At 60.5% G+C, this 16,318-nt stretch carries 16 protein-coding genes; 14 read left to right on the top strand and 2 right to left on the bottom strand.

Annotation, left to right across the window (positions count from 1 at the left end; genetic code table 11):
- Window positions 1–122 precede the first annotated feature (122 nt).
- Window positions 123–392 carry a helix-turn-helix transcriptional regulator gene (locus O0K41_RS13425; RefSeq protein WP_075075810.1) on the bottom strand — a complete coding sequence of 90 codons (270 nt, stop codon included), beginning with the start codon at window positions 390–392 and terminating at the stop codon, window positions 123–125.
- Window positions 393–704: 312 nt separating this feature from the next.
- Between O0K41_RS13425 and O0K41_RS13420 the strand changes: the two genes are divergently transcribed.
- The 9 genes from O0K41_RS13420 (at window position 705) to O0K41_RS13380 (ending at window position 11,120) form a co-directional block, all read left to right on the top strand.
- A complete protein-coding gene (locus O0K41_RS13420) occupies window positions 705–1,289 on the top strand; it encodes a hypothetical protein (protein ID WP_141097639.1) in 585 nt (194 codons plus the stop codon).
- Window positions 1,290–1,357: 68 nt separating this feature from the next.
- The gene (locus O0K41_RS13415; RefSeq protein WP_032961321.1) at window positions 1,358–1,813 is read left to right on the top strand and encodes an NIF family HAD-type phosphatase; all 456 of its coding nucleotides are present in this window, start codon (window positions 1,358–1,360) and stop codon (window positions 1,811–1,813) included.
- Window positions 1,814–1,832: 19 nt separating this feature from the next.
- Complete coding sequence (locus O0K41_RS13410) at window positions 1,833–2,447, top strand: cyclin-dependent kinase inhibitor 3 family protein (RefSeq protein ID WP_162838411.1); 615 nt, start codon at window positions 1,833–1,835, stop codon at window positions 2,445–2,447.
- 490 nt (window positions 2,448–2,937) lie between these two features.
- Window positions 2,938–3,384, top strand: a complete 447-nt coding sequence (locus O0K41_RS13405; protein WP_032961317.1) for a periplasmic heavy metal sensor — start codon at window positions 2,938–2,940, stop codon at window positions 3,382–3,384.
- Between the two features lie 14 nt (window positions 3,385–3,398).
- Window positions 3,399–3,962, top strand: a complete 564-nt coding sequence (locus O0K41_RS13400; RefSeq protein WP_049400889.1) for a sigma-70 family RNA polymerase sigma factor — start codon at window positions 3,399–3,401, stop codon at window positions 3,960–3,962.
- 87 nt (window positions 3,963–4,049) lie between these two features.
- The gene (locus tag O0K41_RS13395) at window positions 4,050–5,273 is read left to right on the top strand and encodes a TolC family protein (protein WP_008266451.1); all 1,224 of its coding nucleotides are present in this window, start codon (window positions 4,050–4,052) and stop codon (window positions 5,271–5,273) included.
- The gene (locus O0K41_RS13390) at window positions 5,274–6,443 is read left to right on the top strand and encodes an efflux RND transporter periplasmic adaptor subunit (RefSeq protein ID WP_032961315.1); all 1,170 of its coding nucleotides are present in this window, start codon (window positions 5,274–5,276) and stop codon (window positions 6,441–6,443) included.
- The gene (locus tag O0K41_RS13385; protein WP_008266162.1) at window positions 6,443–9,688 is read left to right on the top strand and encodes a CusA/CzcA family heavy metal efflux RND transporter; all 3,246 of its coding nucleotides are present in this window, start codon (window positions 6,443–6,445) and stop codon (window positions 9,686–9,688) included. Before O0K41_RS13390 ends, O0K41_RS13385 begins: the two co-directional genes overlap by 1 nt.
- Before the next feature lie 97 nt (window positions 9,689–9,785).
- Window positions 9,786–11,120 carry an MFS transporter gene (locus O0K41_RS13380; RefSeq protein WP_008267238.1) on the top strand — a complete coding sequence of 445 codons (1,335 nt, stop codon included), beginning with the start codon at window positions 9,786–9,788 and terminating at the stop codon, window positions 11,118–11,120.
- 111 nt (window positions 11,121–11,231) lie between these two features.
- Here O0K41_RS13380 and O0K41_RS13375 read toward each other — a convergent pair whose 3' ends face one another.
- A complete protein-coding gene (locus O0K41_RS13375; RefSeq protein ID WP_008264507.1) occupies window positions 11,232–11,555 on the bottom strand; it encodes a hypothetical protein in 324 nt (107 codons plus the stop codon).
- 379 nt (window positions 11,556–11,934) lie between these two features.
- Here O0K41_RS13375 and O0K41_RS13370 point away from each other — a divergent pair, with 379 nt between their 5' ends.
- From O0K41_RS13370 to O0K41_RS13350, 5 genes are all read left to right on the top strand, one after another.
- Window positions 11,935–12,585 (top strand): HupE/UreJ family protein, encoded by a 651-nt coding sequence (locus O0K41_RS13370; RefSeq protein ID WP_223224807.1) that lies wholly within the window; start codon window positions 11,935–11,937, stop codon window positions 12,583–12,585.
- A gap of 19 nt (window positions 12,586–12,604) precedes the next feature.
- Window positions 12,605–13,255 carry a hypothetical protein gene (locus O0K41_RS13365; RefSeq protein WP_008264806.1) on the top strand — a complete coding sequence of 217 codons (651 nt, stop codon included), beginning with the start codon at window positions 12,605–12,607 and terminating at the stop codon, window positions 13,253–13,255.
- Window positions 13,256–13,384: 129 nt separating this feature from the next.
- The gene (locus tag O0K41_RS13360) at window positions 13,385–13,750 is read left to right on the top strand and encodes a hypothetical protein (RefSeq protein ID WP_075075811.1); all 366 of its coding nucleotides are present in this window, start codon (window positions 13,385–13,387) and stop codon (window positions 13,748–13,750) included.
- 88 nt (window positions 13,751–13,838) lie between these two features.
- Complete coding sequence (locus O0K41_RS13355; protein WP_075075812.1) at window positions 13,839–15,089, top strand: TolC family protein; 1,251 nt, start codon at window positions 13,839–13,841, stop codon at window positions 15,087–15,089.
- Window positions 15,086–16,318: an efflux RND transporter periplasmic adaptor subunit gene (locus tag O0K41_RS13350; RefSeq protein ID WP_040006894.1), complete on the top strand. Its 1,233-nt coding sequence runs from the start codon at window positions 15,086–15,088 to the stop codon at window positions 16,316–16,318. The genes O0K41_RS13355 and O0K41_RS13350 overlap by 4 nt, the downstream gene beginning before the upstream one ends.

Here is a 16,318-nt window from a genome sequence, read left to right as displayed (position 1 = left end):
GCGCCCGCCACTACCCTGACTTACTTGCTGCTGAAGGACTAAATAACAACGGAAAACTTATTTAAAGCATATAAATCAATTACTTATGCTTGAAATAAGACTTTCGACTTATGTGAGCCTTGTCAATTGATCCTCGAGACTCGCACTGCCTTTAGAGCCTTGCAGATCAGATCAGACACCTCAGCTGGAGAGACACCCAGCGCAGATGCCATTTGGCAGAATTCGAGAACGTCTAGACGACGTGATCCAGACTCTATTGAAGAAATGCGCTGTTGGGGCCACCCCAGATGGGCAGCAAGCTGAGTCTGACTGATGCCCAAGATCTCCCGATGCTCCCGAAGCTTTCCGACCAAACGGAGGTACGGGTTCTGATAGATCGTCTTCGTAGCCATCCGGTCCGCCTCAAGGAGCGGATGGAAATCTATGACCGGGGCACGGCATACATGAAAATCATGTAGACGACATCGTGCCGCCTTGGTAGCATCCGGACTGGTTAATTTGCCGGGGATCGAGTGATCTATGGCCGTAGCCAACAGACCCTCCTTCCTTCGTGGCCCGAGCTCGACTCACTTGTCGTATCGCTTGGTCCTTTCTACACCTGCGCCTGGTGTGCGCTTGAACGCTCCACTTCCGTTAGCGCGCCCGTTTCCTCAGACCCTGCTGTCGCCCAGCAACTCCTGCAATTCCTAAAAAGCGCAGGTGTTGTGACCGGTTCCAGTTCAGGCAACGGAGCCGTTAAGCGCTCTCTCTACGAACCGGTCAGTTGGTCCTACGTCGATGACCTGATTCTTCCTGATGACCTTGATGCAGCGCTCAAGGGGATGCTTGATGCTTGGCGCCCGACGCTTGATAAACACGCAAGACTTTGGATCTGGCGCCAGCTAGCGGATCGAGAGGCAAGCGCCTATCTCACATCATTGCTGCGCCGTCACCGTATCGGAGTGCACCGCGTAGATGAAATCCTGAGAAGTCAGGATGAGGAGTGGACTCGTCTGAGCCTGGGGCGGAAACGATACGTGCTCTGGTCATCTGTAAGGGGAGCAGCGAGCCAGTTCCTTAGTAGCGGTGGCAACGAGGACGCCGCACTAGAAGTGCTTTCCCGAGAGATGCGAAGGAGGACGCGCTGGCTGGTAGTAAAGGCGGCCGCGGGTGAACTTCGAAGAACCGACTATTGCTTCCTTCCTGACACAGGTTGGCGACGACCACTGATGATCGATGTAGCGCTGGAAAGCATACTGAAGATAGGCGATGACTACTGGCTTGCAGCTCCATCCTTGGGCGAAATCTAGTCAAAACAGAGGCCCTCGATTACCCACTTCCCTGGCTCAGCTGAACCAAGAATCACGAGACTTGATAGATGCGTCCAATCATTCTTGCACTGGACCTTGAGGGAACACTTATCTCCAATGCCGTCAGTCAAATACCCCGACCCGGCCTGATGGAGTTCCTAAACTATGCCAGCAGCACCTTCAATCGGATCGTCATGTTCACCTCTGTACCCCAAAAGGTTGTTGCAGAGATTACATCCCTCTTGGTGCTGGAGGGACGCGCTCCCGAATGGTCTCAACATCTCCCATACATCGAATGGGACGGTCCGACGAAGGACCTTCGATTCGTTTCGGCAGAACTTGGCGAGGCACTGTTGCTGGATGATCACGGGGCCTACGTGCATCCCGGCCAACACTTCCTCTGGATTGAAGCCCCTCTCTTCGCTGCACCATATTCTGATGGAGACGAGGGGCTGCAGCTGGTGATCCAGCGTCTTGAGGAGCGCCTCAATCCAGGCAGCACAAAGCCCAAGGCGCGGCCTTAGTGGATGGAGTGTGCCGTGGATGCAATCTTCGGACGCCGCAGTGAGACACCGCCAGCCCCCAATACTCGAGGATTCTGTGCACAGAACTAGCTTGTCTCATCCGTTGCAGATTGCGGGACTTTCCGTCGGTGCCAACGGAGGAACCATAGGCGTTACCTTTGCCCCCGGTAAGCATCAGAAAGTTGCAATGACGGGCTCGTGGTGTAGAGATCTCGAGCTCGATCTAGCGTCCGTCTCAGCTTGGGGATGTCGCCATCTGCTTTCCTTGATTGAACCGTGGGAGTTCGACGATCTCGGGATAGGGTCGCTACCCGAACGCGCGCGCGCTCATGGCCTGCACTGGCATGGTCTTCCGATTCGTGATGGAGAAGCGCCGGATCCTCAGTTCTTGGACGAGTGGACACGACTAGGCCCCGTCCTCACTGACGATTTGCTCCGCGGTGACAAAGTAGTCGTTCATTGCAAAGGAGGGCTTGGCAGAGCGGGCACCGTGGCTTCGATGCTACTGCTCGAGAGCAGATCATGCCTAAGCGCTGAAGAAGCTATGGCCAGAGTTCGGAGTGCTCGTCCCGGAGCCGTGGAAACGGCGGAGCAAGAGCGCTTCCTTCTTCACTGGGCTTCTCGGATGCTCTAGAACCGTGTGCGCTGAAGCATCCGTTCTGAACTCTTGACACGGCACTAATCACGTCCAGACCTGTGAACCTCCCAGTGCCGGATCAGCTTCGCCCCGGTGCTCATCGGTGAATCTGAGAACCCGCGGGGAGGTCAGCAATCAGAGGTTTGAGGGGATCTCCCCACGGCAGGCGTATAAGTAGGGAAGGATGAGGAGATCTCCACATGAATGATCTAGACGATTGGCTGTCCAGAGCCTCGGCAGCTACAAGGCCAGACGGCCATGATCGGGCCACCGATAGCCTGGTCCGACGCCTGTCCCAGGAAGCTTCCCCTTCGCAATGGGCCGGTAAGCGAGAGTTCCGCCGGGCACTCGCATGCGCGGCGCTCGCGGCGGTGCTTACCTGCGGAGGAGTAGGCTCCGCCTTCTTTGTCACCCAGGCACCCTCGCGCCCGACATGGGTCGCGGCCCCAGCTTCCATGTCCCCATACGCTCTACTGGTGGAACGCTGATGGCAATCGGACCCCTCATGAGGCTGCCGCTGGCAACAATCGCTGGCGCCATCATTGGCGTAGTGTGCGCGCTGGCTATCGGCTGGATCTGGCACTCGCTCAATCCTGGGCACAGCGATCTCCATGAACGCCTTCACGCCGTGGTGCCTCTGGACGACTCGGAGAAGCAGATCCTCCAGGCCAAGGAACAGCTGTTCGCAACAAGGCGAGGTGAGATCGAAGCGCGCCTGCGGATTGCCAACCGCCAGCTGGCGGACGCCATCGCGGCTGACCCCAAATGGAACCCCCAGGTGGAACGTGCAAGTCGTGAGGTGGAGCGGGCTGCGGGCGATCTCCAGCGCATCACGCTCGAGCATGTGTTCGAGATGCGCGAGGGCTTGAAACCCGAGCACCGGCCGGCCTACGACAAGGCACTCCTTGAAGCACTTCGCACCGACTCTCCCTGAGCCCCACAAACGTTGTGACCATCGAGGACGACAACAACTGGGCAGTTGAAGCTGCGGCGGGTGATGCTGAGGCCTTCGCTCGCCTGGTCCGCCGTCACTCGCCAGCAATCAAGCAGATGGTTCGAGGCATGGGTCTGCCCGAAACCGACGTCGATGATGTCGTGCAGGAGACATTCGTTGCCGCTTGGCGAGGCCTGTCAGAGTACGATCCGACGCGCTCGGTACTTCCTTGGCTGATGCGTATTGGAATCAACAAGGTTCGTGATACGCAACGGTTTCGACGCGTCCGCCACTTCCTGTTTCGGGCCAAGCCTTTGGATGATGAGGAAGGACGCGCCCTGCATTCCGAGCAGGCCGGGCCAGAGCAGGTTGCCGGTTCTCAGCTTGAGCTCGCAGAAGTAAGAAGGGTTCTCAACACGATCGACCCGAGCCTGCGTGAAGCTCTGGTTCTGACTGCCTTCGTCGGCCTTTCCCAGGTTGAAGCAGCTTCCGCCCTGGGTATCAGTCTCAAAACGATAGAGGGTCGCGTCCTGAGAGCGCGGGCCAAACTGACAGATGCACTGAGCCGCGGGAAATAAATTTTCGCCGGATTCGAGGGGAAGGCCGCGCAGGCCGCGTAGTGCAGAAAGACGGCCGAGATTGCGGCCCCACTGCACCGGATCCTCATGAAACCATCATTGCTTGCCCTGACGGTGATGCTGGCCCTGACCAGTATCTCTGCGGCCTATGCCTCGGACGCCCCGAACTTCAGCGCGTTGCTCGAGCAGAGCAGGGCCCAATCCCCCTTCCTTCAGGAAAAGGGGTTCGACACAGCTGCCGCTGCGGGCGAAGCCCGCCAAGCGCGAGCGCTACGTAACCCCACCATTGATGCCCTCGCAGAGAATCTCAACGCTCCCCCCAGCAATGGCGCGAGCCAGCGGCAGACGACCTACACCATCAGCCAGCCACTCGAGATCTTTGGCCAACGTGGGGCTCGAATCCAGGCGGGAGAGAAAGGGCTGCAGGCGGCCGAAGCTCGCCAGCACCAGGCGCAAGTCGAATTCGCCGCAGCCTTGGCTGTTGCCTACGCGTCTTCCGAAGCTGGGCTGATACGGCGCGACATTGCTGCCGAAGATGTTGATCGCGCCAGAGGCGACCTGAAGGCAGCTCAGGCGCTGGTTGACGCAGGAAAGGAGGCCAGCCTGCGCGTAGCACAAGCCCAGGCAGGCTTGAGCTCAGCAGAAGCGATTGCCGCCTCAAGAGAGGCAGAGGCGGCTGCAGCTCTCGAGCAACTGTCAGTACTGGCGGGAAGAGCGGAACCCTACTCAGGCACGTCCGAGTCACTCCTGGTGCGCGAGTGGGTTGCGCCCGCAATTGCGAACGTCGATTCGGCATCTGTCCTGTCTGCGAAGGCAGACGTCGACGCGAGCGATGCGGTTCTGCGCACTGAACGCTTCAAGCGGGCACCGGACCTGAACCTCACCGCAGGCCGTCGCAACTTCGCCGCCGGTGGGGACGCATTGGTCGTCGGCGTGTCTCTGAGCATCCCATTGTTTGACCGGAACAGTGGCGGGATCAGCGCGGCTCGAGCACGGAGCGACGCCGCCCGTGCTCGATTGGATGCCGCACGCCTCCAGAGCCAGGCGGACCGTGCGACTGCGCTTGCGCGTGTTGACGCCGCCAAGCGAGGACTGATCGCTGCCTCCAAGGGAGAGGAAGCAGCCACGGAAGCCTACCGAATGGCGCGCTTGGGATACGAGGCCGGTAGAACCCCACTGGTTGAGCTGCTGCTTAGCCGTCGCACGCTGACGGACGCGAGGCTGAGCGTGGTGGATGCACGACTCGCACGCGTTGCCGCCTACGCATCGCTCGCCGTGGCCAGCGGTCAGATTGCCTTTGGAGACATGTAGATGAAGAGAAGTATTCCGGCTGTTAACACCCTGACGATGATCGGCGTGGCTACCTTGGCGCTTGGCGCAGGATTTGGCATTGCACGCTTATCCGCCCCTTCAGAGACGGTGGTCGACCCCGCGAAAGACGAAGCCAGCGCCAGTGCGCCGGCGGAGGCGGCTCAGGAAGTCGCGATTCCCAAGGAGTATGTTGCCGCTGCGGGGATCTCGGTGGAGCCCGTCACTTCCGCTCAGGTAGCGGCGAACATCACCGCATCGGGTTCGGTCGTGGCAATCCCCGGTGGTGAGGCCGTCGTGGTGGCACGTGCGGCCGGTAACGTCACCGATGTCATCCGGCAGGTGGGCGACAAGGTGAAGAAGGGCGAAGTGCTGGCACGCGTAGCCAGCCCTGATGGGGCCCGTATTGCGGCTGACCTTCGTGTGGCCAGCGCCAGCCTCTCCCTCGCCGAAAAGAACGTCAAGCGCGATGAGTCGTTGCTCGCACAGGGCGTGTTGGCACGACAAGAGGCCGAGGCGAGTCGCGCCGCTTATCTCACAGCGCAAGCAGAAGCACAACGCGCTGCCCTGGTGGCACGCACCGCCAATGTGGATGGAGGAGGTAGCGTCAACGTCATCAGCCCTATCGATGGAACCATCAGCAGCTCGCAAGTGACTCTGGGCGCTTTCGTCGAGCCGCAGGCCTCCCTCTATAGGGTCACAGGTTCCAATGGCGTGGAGATTCAGGCCTCCGTTCGTGCGGGTGACACCGGTCGGATCAAGGCCGGCGACAGCGCGTCCATTACCCGCTCCGACGGAAGCGTCACCTCAGGCAAGGTCCGTTCAGTTGCTGCCGCCGTAGGTGGGCTGACAAGGGCTGCCACAGTCGTAATCACCCCGAGCGCAGAGGCGAACGGATTGGTTGTGGGTGACGGTGTGCAGGTCCGGCTGGTCACCGCTTCCGGATCGGGTGAGGGGCTGTCTGTCTCGGAAGAGGCGGTCCAGAACATCGACGGAAAAGACGTCCTCTTCGTCAGAACCAGTAAGGGGTTCACTGCACAGCCGGTCTTCATTGGCCTCCGTAGCGGTGGTATGGCGCAGATCCTTTCTGGCGTCACTGCGGGAACCCCGGTTGCTACCCGTAATGCGTTTCTGGTGAAGGCCGAGATGAAAAAGTCGGGCGGAGACGAGTAATGATCGAGCAAGTACTTACGGGTGCCGTACGGCACCGCTGGCTGGTTCTGTTCATCACACTGGTGATTGCGGTGATCGGCGGGTGGCAACTGAACCTGCTACCGATCGACGTGACTCCGGATATCACGAACAAGCAGGTCCAGATCAACACCGTCATCCCGACGCTGAGTCCAGTGGAGGTCGAGAAGCGCGTTACCTACCCGATCGAGACCGCGATGGCAGGACTTCGGGGCGTCGCGAACACCCGGTCGTTCTCGCGCAACGGCTTCAGCCAGGTCACGGTGATCTTCGATGAGAGCGCAGACCTCTACTTCATGCGCCAACAGGTCACCGAGCGACTGACTCAGGCTCGGCCCCAGTTGCCGGAGGGTGCCGAACCGCTGATGGGCCCGGTTTCGACCGGGTTGGGCGAAGTATTCCACTACAGCGTTGAATTCACCCACCCAGATGGCAAAGATGCCCCGCGAAATGATGGTAAGCCTGGCTGGCAAAGCGACGGTTCGTTCCTGACTGATCAGGGGGAACGGCTGACGGACAACATGGCACGTCTGGCCTACTTGCGCACAGTCCAGGACTGGATTGTGCGGCCTCAGCTGCGCACGACGCCGGGCGTAGCAGACGTCGACAGCCTCGGCGGCTACGTCAAGGAGTATGTCGTTGAGCCCAATGCGAGCAAGCTCGCAGAGTACGGGTTCTCCTATACCGACCTAGCCGACGCGTTGCAGGATGCCAACCTGTCGGTCGGAGCAGACTACATCCAGAGGTCGGGCGAGTCCTATCTGGTGCGCGCAGACGCCCGCATCCGCTCCGTGGACGAGATTGCCCGTGCCGTTGTGGGCAATCGCAACGGAGTTCCCGTAACAGTGGGAGACGTCGCACGTGTGGTCGTTGACGGTGAGCTCCGCCGCGGTGCCGCCAGCCGCAATGGCTACGAGACCGTCGTTGGCAGCGCACTCATGCTGGTTGGCGCCAACAGCCGAACTGTGGCGGCCGCAGTGGGTGACAAGCTGCAGGAGATCGGCAAGACCATGCCGCCGGGCGTGAGGATTGTTCCCACGCTGGACCGATCCCAGCTGGTTGTCGCAACGATCAAGACCGTCGCCAAGAACCTGGCCGAAGGCGCTCTTCTAGTCGTGGTCATCCTATTTGCATTGCTCGGAAACTGGCGAGCTGCTGTCATTGCTGCATTGGTGATTCCGTTGTCCCTGCTGATCACCGCGATCGGCATGAACAAGCTCGGGATCTCTGGCAACCTGATGAGTCTGGGTGCGCTCGACTTTGGCCTGATCATCGACGGCGCGGTCATCATCGTCGAGAACGCGCTGCGCCGTTTGGCAGAGCGACAGCATGCACTTGGGCGCCCACTCAATCTATCGGAGCGGCTGCATGAAACGATCGCCTCGTCCAAGGAGATGGTCCGCCCGACCGTGTATGGGCAGGCGGTCATCTTCCTGGTCTTCGTGCCATGCCTGACCTTCCAGGGCGTCGAGGGAAAGATGTTCTCCCCGATGGTAATTACCCTGATGCTGGCGCTGGCCTCTGCATTCGTGCTCTCCCTCACTTTCGTTCCGGCGATGGTGGCGGTCATGCTCAAGGGCCACATTTCCGAGAAAGAAGTACGGGTAGTCGCTGCCACCAAGAGCCGCTATCAGCCGATGCTTCGCAGCGCAATCCGCCAACCCATGCCCTACCTGGCCGGTGGTCTTGGCGTCCTGGTGGCCGGCGTTGTGGCCTTTGGCTTTGTGGGTCGGGAGTTCATGCCCACATTGGATGAGCAGAATCTCAACCTGTCCTCCGTTCGCATCCCGTCCACATCGATCGAGCAGTCCGTCGCCATCGACCTTCCTCTTGAGAAGGCACTGATGACGTTGCCGGAGGTACAGACGGTGTACTCCAAGGCCGGTACCGCAAGCCTGGCCGCAGATCCCATGCCGCCCAACGCGTCCGACAACTACGTGATCCTCAAGCCCAAGGACCAATGGCCGGATGGAGTGAAGACCAAAGAGCAGGTGATCGAGAGGATTCGAGAGAAGACAGCCTTTCTTGTTGGTAACAACTATGACGCCACCCAGCCCATCGAGATGCGCTTCAATGAGCTGATCGGCGGCGTTCGTAGCGACGTTGCAGTCAAGATCTATGGCGAAGACCTGACGGCGCTTGCCGGCAGCGCTGACAAGATTGCGAGCGTCCTCAAGAAGATTCCGGGCGCATCGGATGTCCGTGTGGCGCAAACGGGAGGCTTCCCGACCTTTGACATGGCATTCGACCGGGCCGCGATCGCCCGTTACGGACTGACCGTCAAGGAAGTGGCCGACACAGTGTCTGCTGCGCTGGCAGGTCGCATGGCGGGCCAGATCTTCGAAGGTGATCGGCGCTTCGACGTAGTGGTTCGTCTGCCCCGTGTGGACCGCAGCGATCTCGATGTACTGGGAGCCGTTCCGGTCATGCTGCCGCCAGGCAGTCAGGAAGGCCGTCAGTCTGTTCCGCTTCGTGAATTGGTCAGCTTCCGCTTCACGCAGGGTCTGAACGAAGTCAGCCGCGACAATGGCAAACGTCGAATCTATGTGGAAGCGAATGTGGTCGGGCGTGACCTGGGTAGCTTCGTTGACGACGCCAAGGCGGCTATTGGCCAGCAGGTGCAGTTGCCCACCGGTTCCTGGATCGAATGGGGCGGGCAGTTCCAAAATCTGCAGGCAGCAACGAAGCGACTGGCGATCATTGTGCCTCTCTGCTTCATCCTCATTGCGGCCGTCCTCTACATGGCGATTGGCAACGGTTTGCTGACAGGTACGGTACTGACTGCAGTGCCACTTGCTCTGGCCGGTGGATTCTTCGCATTGGCGTTGAGAGGAATCCCCTTCTCGATCTCAGCCGCTGTGGGCTTCATCGCGGTATCTGGTGTCGCGGTGCTCAACGGCCTGGTTCTGATCTCCGCGATCAAGAAACGCCTGCACGAGGGGCTTCCGCCAGATGAGGCGGTCGAACTGGGTGCAATGGAGCGCGTCAGACCGGTTCTTATGACCGCGCTGGTTGCCTCCCTGGGCTTCGTCCCGATGGCGATTGCAACGGGTACGGGCGCCGAAGTGCAGAAGCCACTGGCTACAGTGGTTATCGGGGGTCTTGCCACGGCAACCGTACTGACGCTGTTCGTGCTGCCTGCGCTGTGCGGGCTGGTACTCCGAAGAACTGCGCGCAGGAAGGCCGCGGGCATTGAAGACCCCCTGCCGGTACCCGAAGTCGATTGAGCACAAGCCCCTTCCACGGCTTCACGTCCTGCCCTACGGATCGGATTACGATCCGCAGGGCAGCGGCGCTTTCCACTGTTCCATCTAGAGGTGAGCCATGATCGAGGTCCTACGCTTTCCAACATTCAGGAACCTGTTCGCTGCGCAGGTTATCGCGCTGATCGGCACGGGCTTGGCTACCGTGGCGCTCTCTCTTTTGGCCTATGACCTGGCGGGGGCTGAGGCGGGCGCTGTGCTAGGTACGGCTCTGGCAATCAAGATGATTGTCTACGTGCTGTTGGCCCCTCTGTCCGGAGCGATCGTCCCGGCAAATCTACGCAAACCGGTGCTTATTGCCCTCGACCTGGTGCGGGCGGGCGCGGCGCTTTGTCTGCCGTTCGTCAACCAGATCTGGCAGGTGTACCTGCTCATTGCCTTGCTGCAGTCGGCCTCGGCGTGCTTCACCCCTCTGTTCCAGTCGACGATCCCGGAAATCCTGAAGGAGGAACGCGACTACACCCGAGCACTGTCCCTGTCGCGCCTGGCCTATGACCTGGAGAGCCTGCTGAGTCCCGCGTTGGCCGCTGCTCTGCTGACGCTGATCAGCTTCCACGGCCTGTTCGCTGGTACGTCCGTAGGCTTCGTGATATCCGCCATGCTGGTGTTCTCAACTGCATTCCCCTTCGTTGCTCCTTCCCTGAGAAAGGACGGTCCCTACGCCCGCGCGATTCGAGGAATGCGGATCTACCTGAAGACGCCCAGGCTGAAAGGGTTGCTTGCCCTTAATCTGTGTGCGGCCGCCGGCGGCGCCATGGTGTTCGTGAACACTGTCGTCGTGGTGCGCAACGTTCTCGGCGGAGCAGAGTCACAGGTGGCATGGGCGCTGGCAGCTTTCGGTGGCGGTTCGATGCTGACGGCGCTTGTCCTCCCCAAGGTTCTCGATCGGGTGGCTGACAGGCGTGTGATGCTCTCCGCAGCCCTTGCAATGTGCATTGTACTTGTGACCCTCAGTCTTACCTGGCTGCTCTCGCCCTCCTCCATAGGTTGGCCCATCGTGCTCGCCGGCTGGGCATTGTTGGGGATGAGCTATGCGGGGCTGGTGACTCCTGGCGGCAGATTGCTGCGACGATCAGCGGAATCCACCGATCTGCCATTCCTGTTCGCAGCGCAGTTCTCTCTCTCCCACGTGTGTTGGCTGATTGCCTACCCTCTGGCGGGAACCGTGGGTGCGAAGTTTGGAATGCCAGTGGCGATCATGGCACTGGCAGTAGTCGGCATCGCCGGATTCGTGTTCGCCTGGAGAATCTGGCCCGCCCATGACCCGGACGAGATTTCCCACGGTCACGACGATCTGGCTGCGGACCATCCCCACTGGGCGGAACACGCCTCTTCCAACGGCAAGCATTCACATCGGTATGTCATCGACGACGTGCACCCTCGTTGGCCTGGATGACGGAAACTTGAACAAGGGGCGCGAGAGGGCATTTTCACCGCTCGCGCCCGACGTTGTCATATCGACTTTGCCAGAACAAGCCTCTAGTCTTTGCCCGTGCGATCCCTTCGTCTACCAACCAGCGTGCTGTTGCGCAGCTGCATCTTCATGATGCTGGTGGCGAGTCTGCTCGTGCGACCCGTCCTGAATCATCTGGGTGAGCTGCACGGCTTGCAGCACATCGTGCAGGCTGCGGTGGAACATGGTCACCCCCATGTTGGGGTGAGTGATGCCGCAGACCGTGATCTTGAACACGCGGTTGGATTGCACAGCCTGTTGCACCAGGCCGATCTGACGGCTTCTGTAGGCATCTTGGCCAGCCTTGCTGGACCCGCTCGAGTTGATCTGAGCGATATCCATCCCTGGCACCAGCCAGCGGCAGAGCTTCAGCATCATCGCTCATCCCTGTTCAGGCCTCCTATCGCCTGAGACCCAGGCATCGTGCTCGCACTGAGCAGAGGCTTGGCAGCGCCCGTCCAGTCAATCCTTACTGGACGTTCGTCGCTGCAAGAAATTATTCATTCGTTCCCCGCCCGGACCCCGCTTACGCGCAGTGATCCGTGTGACGTGCCGTGCGCGCCTTCTGCGCACTCGTAGCACGTTGCGCCGGTTCCCAGTGTCGTAGCGGATAGCTTTGGCGGAGGTCCGCTGACCGCATTCGTAGATCCTCATCATGATCCCCAGTTCTGAATCCGGGACGCTCTCGCGCGTCCTTCTCCAACCCCCACTACTGTCGCACTGGCCGCGAACTCTACTCGCACTGCTTTCCCTGTTCATGCTGCTACTCACAGCTGACGGGGCGTTGGCTCACGCGATCGCCGAAGGCGACAAGGGCTACATCCAGGAAATATCTGGAGTAAATCTGATCGCATTCGCCTATCTGGGCGCGAAACACATGGCCACCGGCTATGACCACATCCTGTTCCTCCTGGGCGTGGTGTTCTTCCTGTACCGGATGAAGCATGTCGCGCTGTATGTGACGCTGTTCGCGATCGGGCACTCCACGACGATGCTGCTGGGTGTGCTGTTCAACGTGGGCATCAACAGCTACCTGATCGACGCAATCATTGGTCTGTCTGTGGTCTACAAGGCCTTGGACAATCTGGGCGCCTACCAGCGTTGGTTCGGCTTCCAGCCAAACACAAAGGTTGCGACGTTGATCTTCGGCCTGTTCCACGGCTTTGGTCTGTCAACCAAGATCATCGAGTACGACATCTCACCCGATGGTCTGTTGCCCAACCTGCTTGCGTTCAACGTCGGCGTGGAGATCGGCCAGATCCTCTCGCTTGGCGCGATTCTGATCGCAATGGGCTACTGGCGCCGCACGCCCAGCTTCTTCAAGCACGCCTACACCGCCAATGCCGCCATGCTCTGCGCCGGATTCATTCTGATCGGCATGCAGCTCACTGGCTACTTCGTTTCCTGACTTTCAAGAGAACTACATCATGTACAACAGTAAGCCCGCCGAAGGCGACCTTCCCACCAGCCGCCAGCTGGGACGCACCACCGCAATTGCCGCCGGCATCGCCATCATCCTCCTGGTTGGAGTGGTGATGCCATCTGAGTACGGAATCGATCCCACTGGTGTTGGTCGGGTACTTGGTCTGAAGGAAATGGGGGAGATCAAGGAACAGCTTGCCGAGGAAGCGGCAGCTGACGCTGCGATGGACGCAAAGGCCGCCGAAGACGAGGCAGCCGCCCTGCTGACGCAGGTGTCCACGCAGAACCGTAAGACCGTTGAAGTTGCTCAGAAGCCTGCCGCGAGTAATGCGGCCACCGCTGCCGAATGGCGGGACGAAGAACAGGTTGTCCTGACGCCGGGCCAGGGCACCGAGATCAAGCTCGTCATGAAGGCGGGCGAGCGCGCCAGCTACCAGTGGTCTGTTGAAGGCGGCGTCGTGAACTTCGACACCCACGGAGACGGCGGCGGTCGAGCGATCAGCTATGAGAAGGGTCGAGGGGAAGCCACCAAGCAGGGGGTGCTCCTGGCTGCCTTCGATGGCAACCACGGATGGTTCTGGCGCAACAGGGGCGAGGAGCCCGTAACGCTTCTGCTCCGCACCGGAGGGGAGTACGAGTTGATCAAGAAGATGTAAACCGCAGCGATGAGCGGTGGCCGGGTGCGCTTAAGGCCCGGCCACCGCCCTATGTGGGGTATTTCCGATGGGCTGCGCCCAGTTTCGGCCCCTCGACAACCCCAGCCAGCCCCGCTTAAGCTAACCCATATGCGTCTTTCCGCCCGCCACGGCCTTGCCCTCAGGATCAGCTTCTTTGCGCTGATGCTGTTGAGTGTCGTTGCGCGGCCGATGGTGATCCAGCTCAGCGAACTGCACGGATTGGAACATGACATCGCAGCAGCGGTGGATCATGGCCATTCACATGCCGGCGGTGCGGGCGACAATCTGGACCCGGATCACGCCACTGGCGCTCATGCGGTACTGCATCAGGCAGACGCGAGTTTCGCTGGAAGCTTGTTCACGCCCCACGTCTACCTGGCTTCACTACCGCTGGCCGGTGAAGTCCATGCTCTGCGACTTCTGAGGGTGCCTGCAGGGCACCCGGCGTCACCCTTCCGACCTCCGATCGTCTGACGACCCTAGCTGCGCTCTAGCAGCCTGAGCGCGCCTCCCGTGTAGCGGGACGCGGCGCGTCGTTCTGACTTTCTTTCCGGAGGCTTCCGTGAAATTCCGTAGTGTGTGGGCGCTGGCTGTTGCCGGCGCCTGCGGTGTGGCCCTTCCTGGCCACGCCGCCGAAGTGCTGCGCCTGGAGGATGCGGTTGCCCGCGCCCTTGGCACTCACCCAAGCGTGCAGGCAGATGCCGCACAAATAGAGGCGACAAAGAACCGTGCGGCGCGAGAGGGCTTAGCAGCCCCGTTGGTGCTCGGCGGAGAACTGGAGAACGTGGCCGGTAGTGGCAGCGTGCGAGGTATGGACGCTGCCGAGGCAACGTTCCGGGTATCCAAGATTCTGGAACTGGGTGGCAAGCGGGCGGCCCGCCAAGCGCTTGGCGGCGCGGAGGTCGATGCAGCCCAGCGAGAGGCTGATGTGACCCGGGTGGCCATCGCCACACGCACCGCTGGTCGATTCATCGACGTGCTTGCGGCGCAGGAGCATGTCGAGCATGCGGAAGAGCGGATTCGTATGGCCCGCGCGCTCCAGCGAGAGGTGGCCCGCTGGGTCTCTGCGGCACGGAACCCGGACTCAGACCTGAGGGCCGCTGAAATCGCCCTGGCCGATGCAGAGCTCAAGCGTGATCAAGCAGTCCAGCGGTTGGAGGCATCGCGCATGGCGCTTGCGTCTTCCTGGGGCTCTTTCACCGCTGACTTCGACACCGTCGCCGGCGATACAAACATCCTCCCCCCGCTGGATGACTACCAGACGCTGTCCGAACGCCTTCAGAACGCGCCACAGCAACGTGCCTTCGATGCCCAGTCCAGAATTCTTGCCGCGCGCCGCGATGTCGCCGTTTCCAGCGCGAAGCCTGACGTGAGTGTTGGATTTGGACTTCGCCGTCTTGAAGCAACGAAGGACAGTGGCTTGGTCATGTCGATCTCGGTTCCCTTGGGAACCCGGCGTCGATCAGCCTACTCGGTATCCGAAGTCGACTACGAACTGAGTGCGCTCAAGTCACGCCGTGAAGCACAAATGTTGGAGCTCAACCAGGAGCTGTTCGGAGTCTATCAACAGCTGCGCCAAGCGCAGTTGGAGGTCACCTCCGTTCGTGAGCGGCAGCTCCCCAAGGCGGAGCAGGCGATGAATCAGAGCCGTCGTGGCTTCGAGGAGGGTCGATTCTCCTATCTCGCATTGAGCCAGGCGCAGAAGACGCTGTTCGACCTTCGTGAGCGCGAAGTCGAGTCCGCCGCACTCTATCTCCGATTGCTGGTCGAGGCAGATCGCCTCACCGCCTCCGCCCAGGATATCCGCCCATGAATCGTTACGCCCTTCTTATGTTGCTTCCGCTGGCACTGGCCGCCTGTGGCGGTGAAAAGCCGGTTGAGAAAGAAGCCGCAGAGTCCACCGCCGCGGCCGGCGACTACGAGCGCGGCCCCAACCGCGGTCGCATGCTCCGCGATGGTGATTTCGCACTTGAAGTCACCGTCTATGAAACCAACACGCCTCCTCAGTTCCGCCTCTACGCCTATCGAAATGACAAGCCGATCTCACCGAATGAGGTGAAGGCAACAATGCAGTTGAAGCGCCTCGACGGTGAGGTCAATGATTTCACTTTCACCGCCGAAAACGACTATCTCGTGGGGAACGGCGAGGTCGTGGAACCTCATTCTTTCGACGTGAAGGCAGACGCAGTGGTAGGAGGAAAGACACACACCTGGTCCTATCAGTCCTATGAGGGCCGTACCACCATCGAGCCAAGCGCTGCCAAGGATGCGGGTGTGGTGGTGGAAGAGGCTACCGCTGGCACTATCCGCGATACGGTCACGCTGATGGGGAACATCGCGGTCAACACTGGCCGCCAGGCCGCCGTCAAAGCACGATTCCCAGGTATTGTCCGCAGCGTGTCGGTCGAGATGGGCCAACGCGTTTCCGCAGGGCAGACGCTGGCGACGGTTGAAGGCAATGACAGCATGCGCACCTACGCGGTGATTGCTCCCTTCAGCGGCATCGTTCTTGCGCGCAACACCAGTGTTGGTGATGTGGCCGCCGACAACACACTGTTCGACGTTGCCGATCTGTCAGAGGTCTGGGTCGATCTACGAGCTCTGGGCACTGACGCCGAGCGTCTCGCTCCAGGTCAAGCAGTGCGGATCCGTTCCGCCACGGGTGCCTTGGAGACTGAAGGTAGGCTCCAAAGCCTGCTTCCGCTGGCAAGCAGCGGCCAAAGCGTGGTTGCGCGCGTGAGTATCCCCAATGGTGACGGCAAGTGGCGTCCAGGAATGGCTGTCTCGGCCGAGGTCATCATTGCCGAGACACCTGTTCCACTGGCCGTCAAAGAGTCAGGGCTCCAGCGATTTCGCGACTTTACCGTCGTATTTGCGCAGGTGGGCGATACCTATGAGGTGCGCATGCTTGAGCTTGGAAAGCGTGATGGCGAGTGGGCAGAGGTTCTTGGCGGACTGAAGCCCGGAACGCGGTACGTCGCCGAGCAGAGCTATCTGATCCGTGCAGACATCGAGAAGTCTGGCGCCAGCCACGACCACTAA

The sequence above is a fragment of the Stenotrophomonas sp. Sm2128 genome (assembly GCF_030985535.1).
Classification (GTDB): domain Bacteria; phylum Pseudomonadota; class Gammaproteobacteria; order Xanthomonadales; family Xanthomonadaceae; genus Stenotrophomonas; species Stenotrophomonas maltophilia.
Note: the sequence above shows the minus strand (reverse complement) of the source record. Positions and strands in the feature narration are given on the sequence as shown.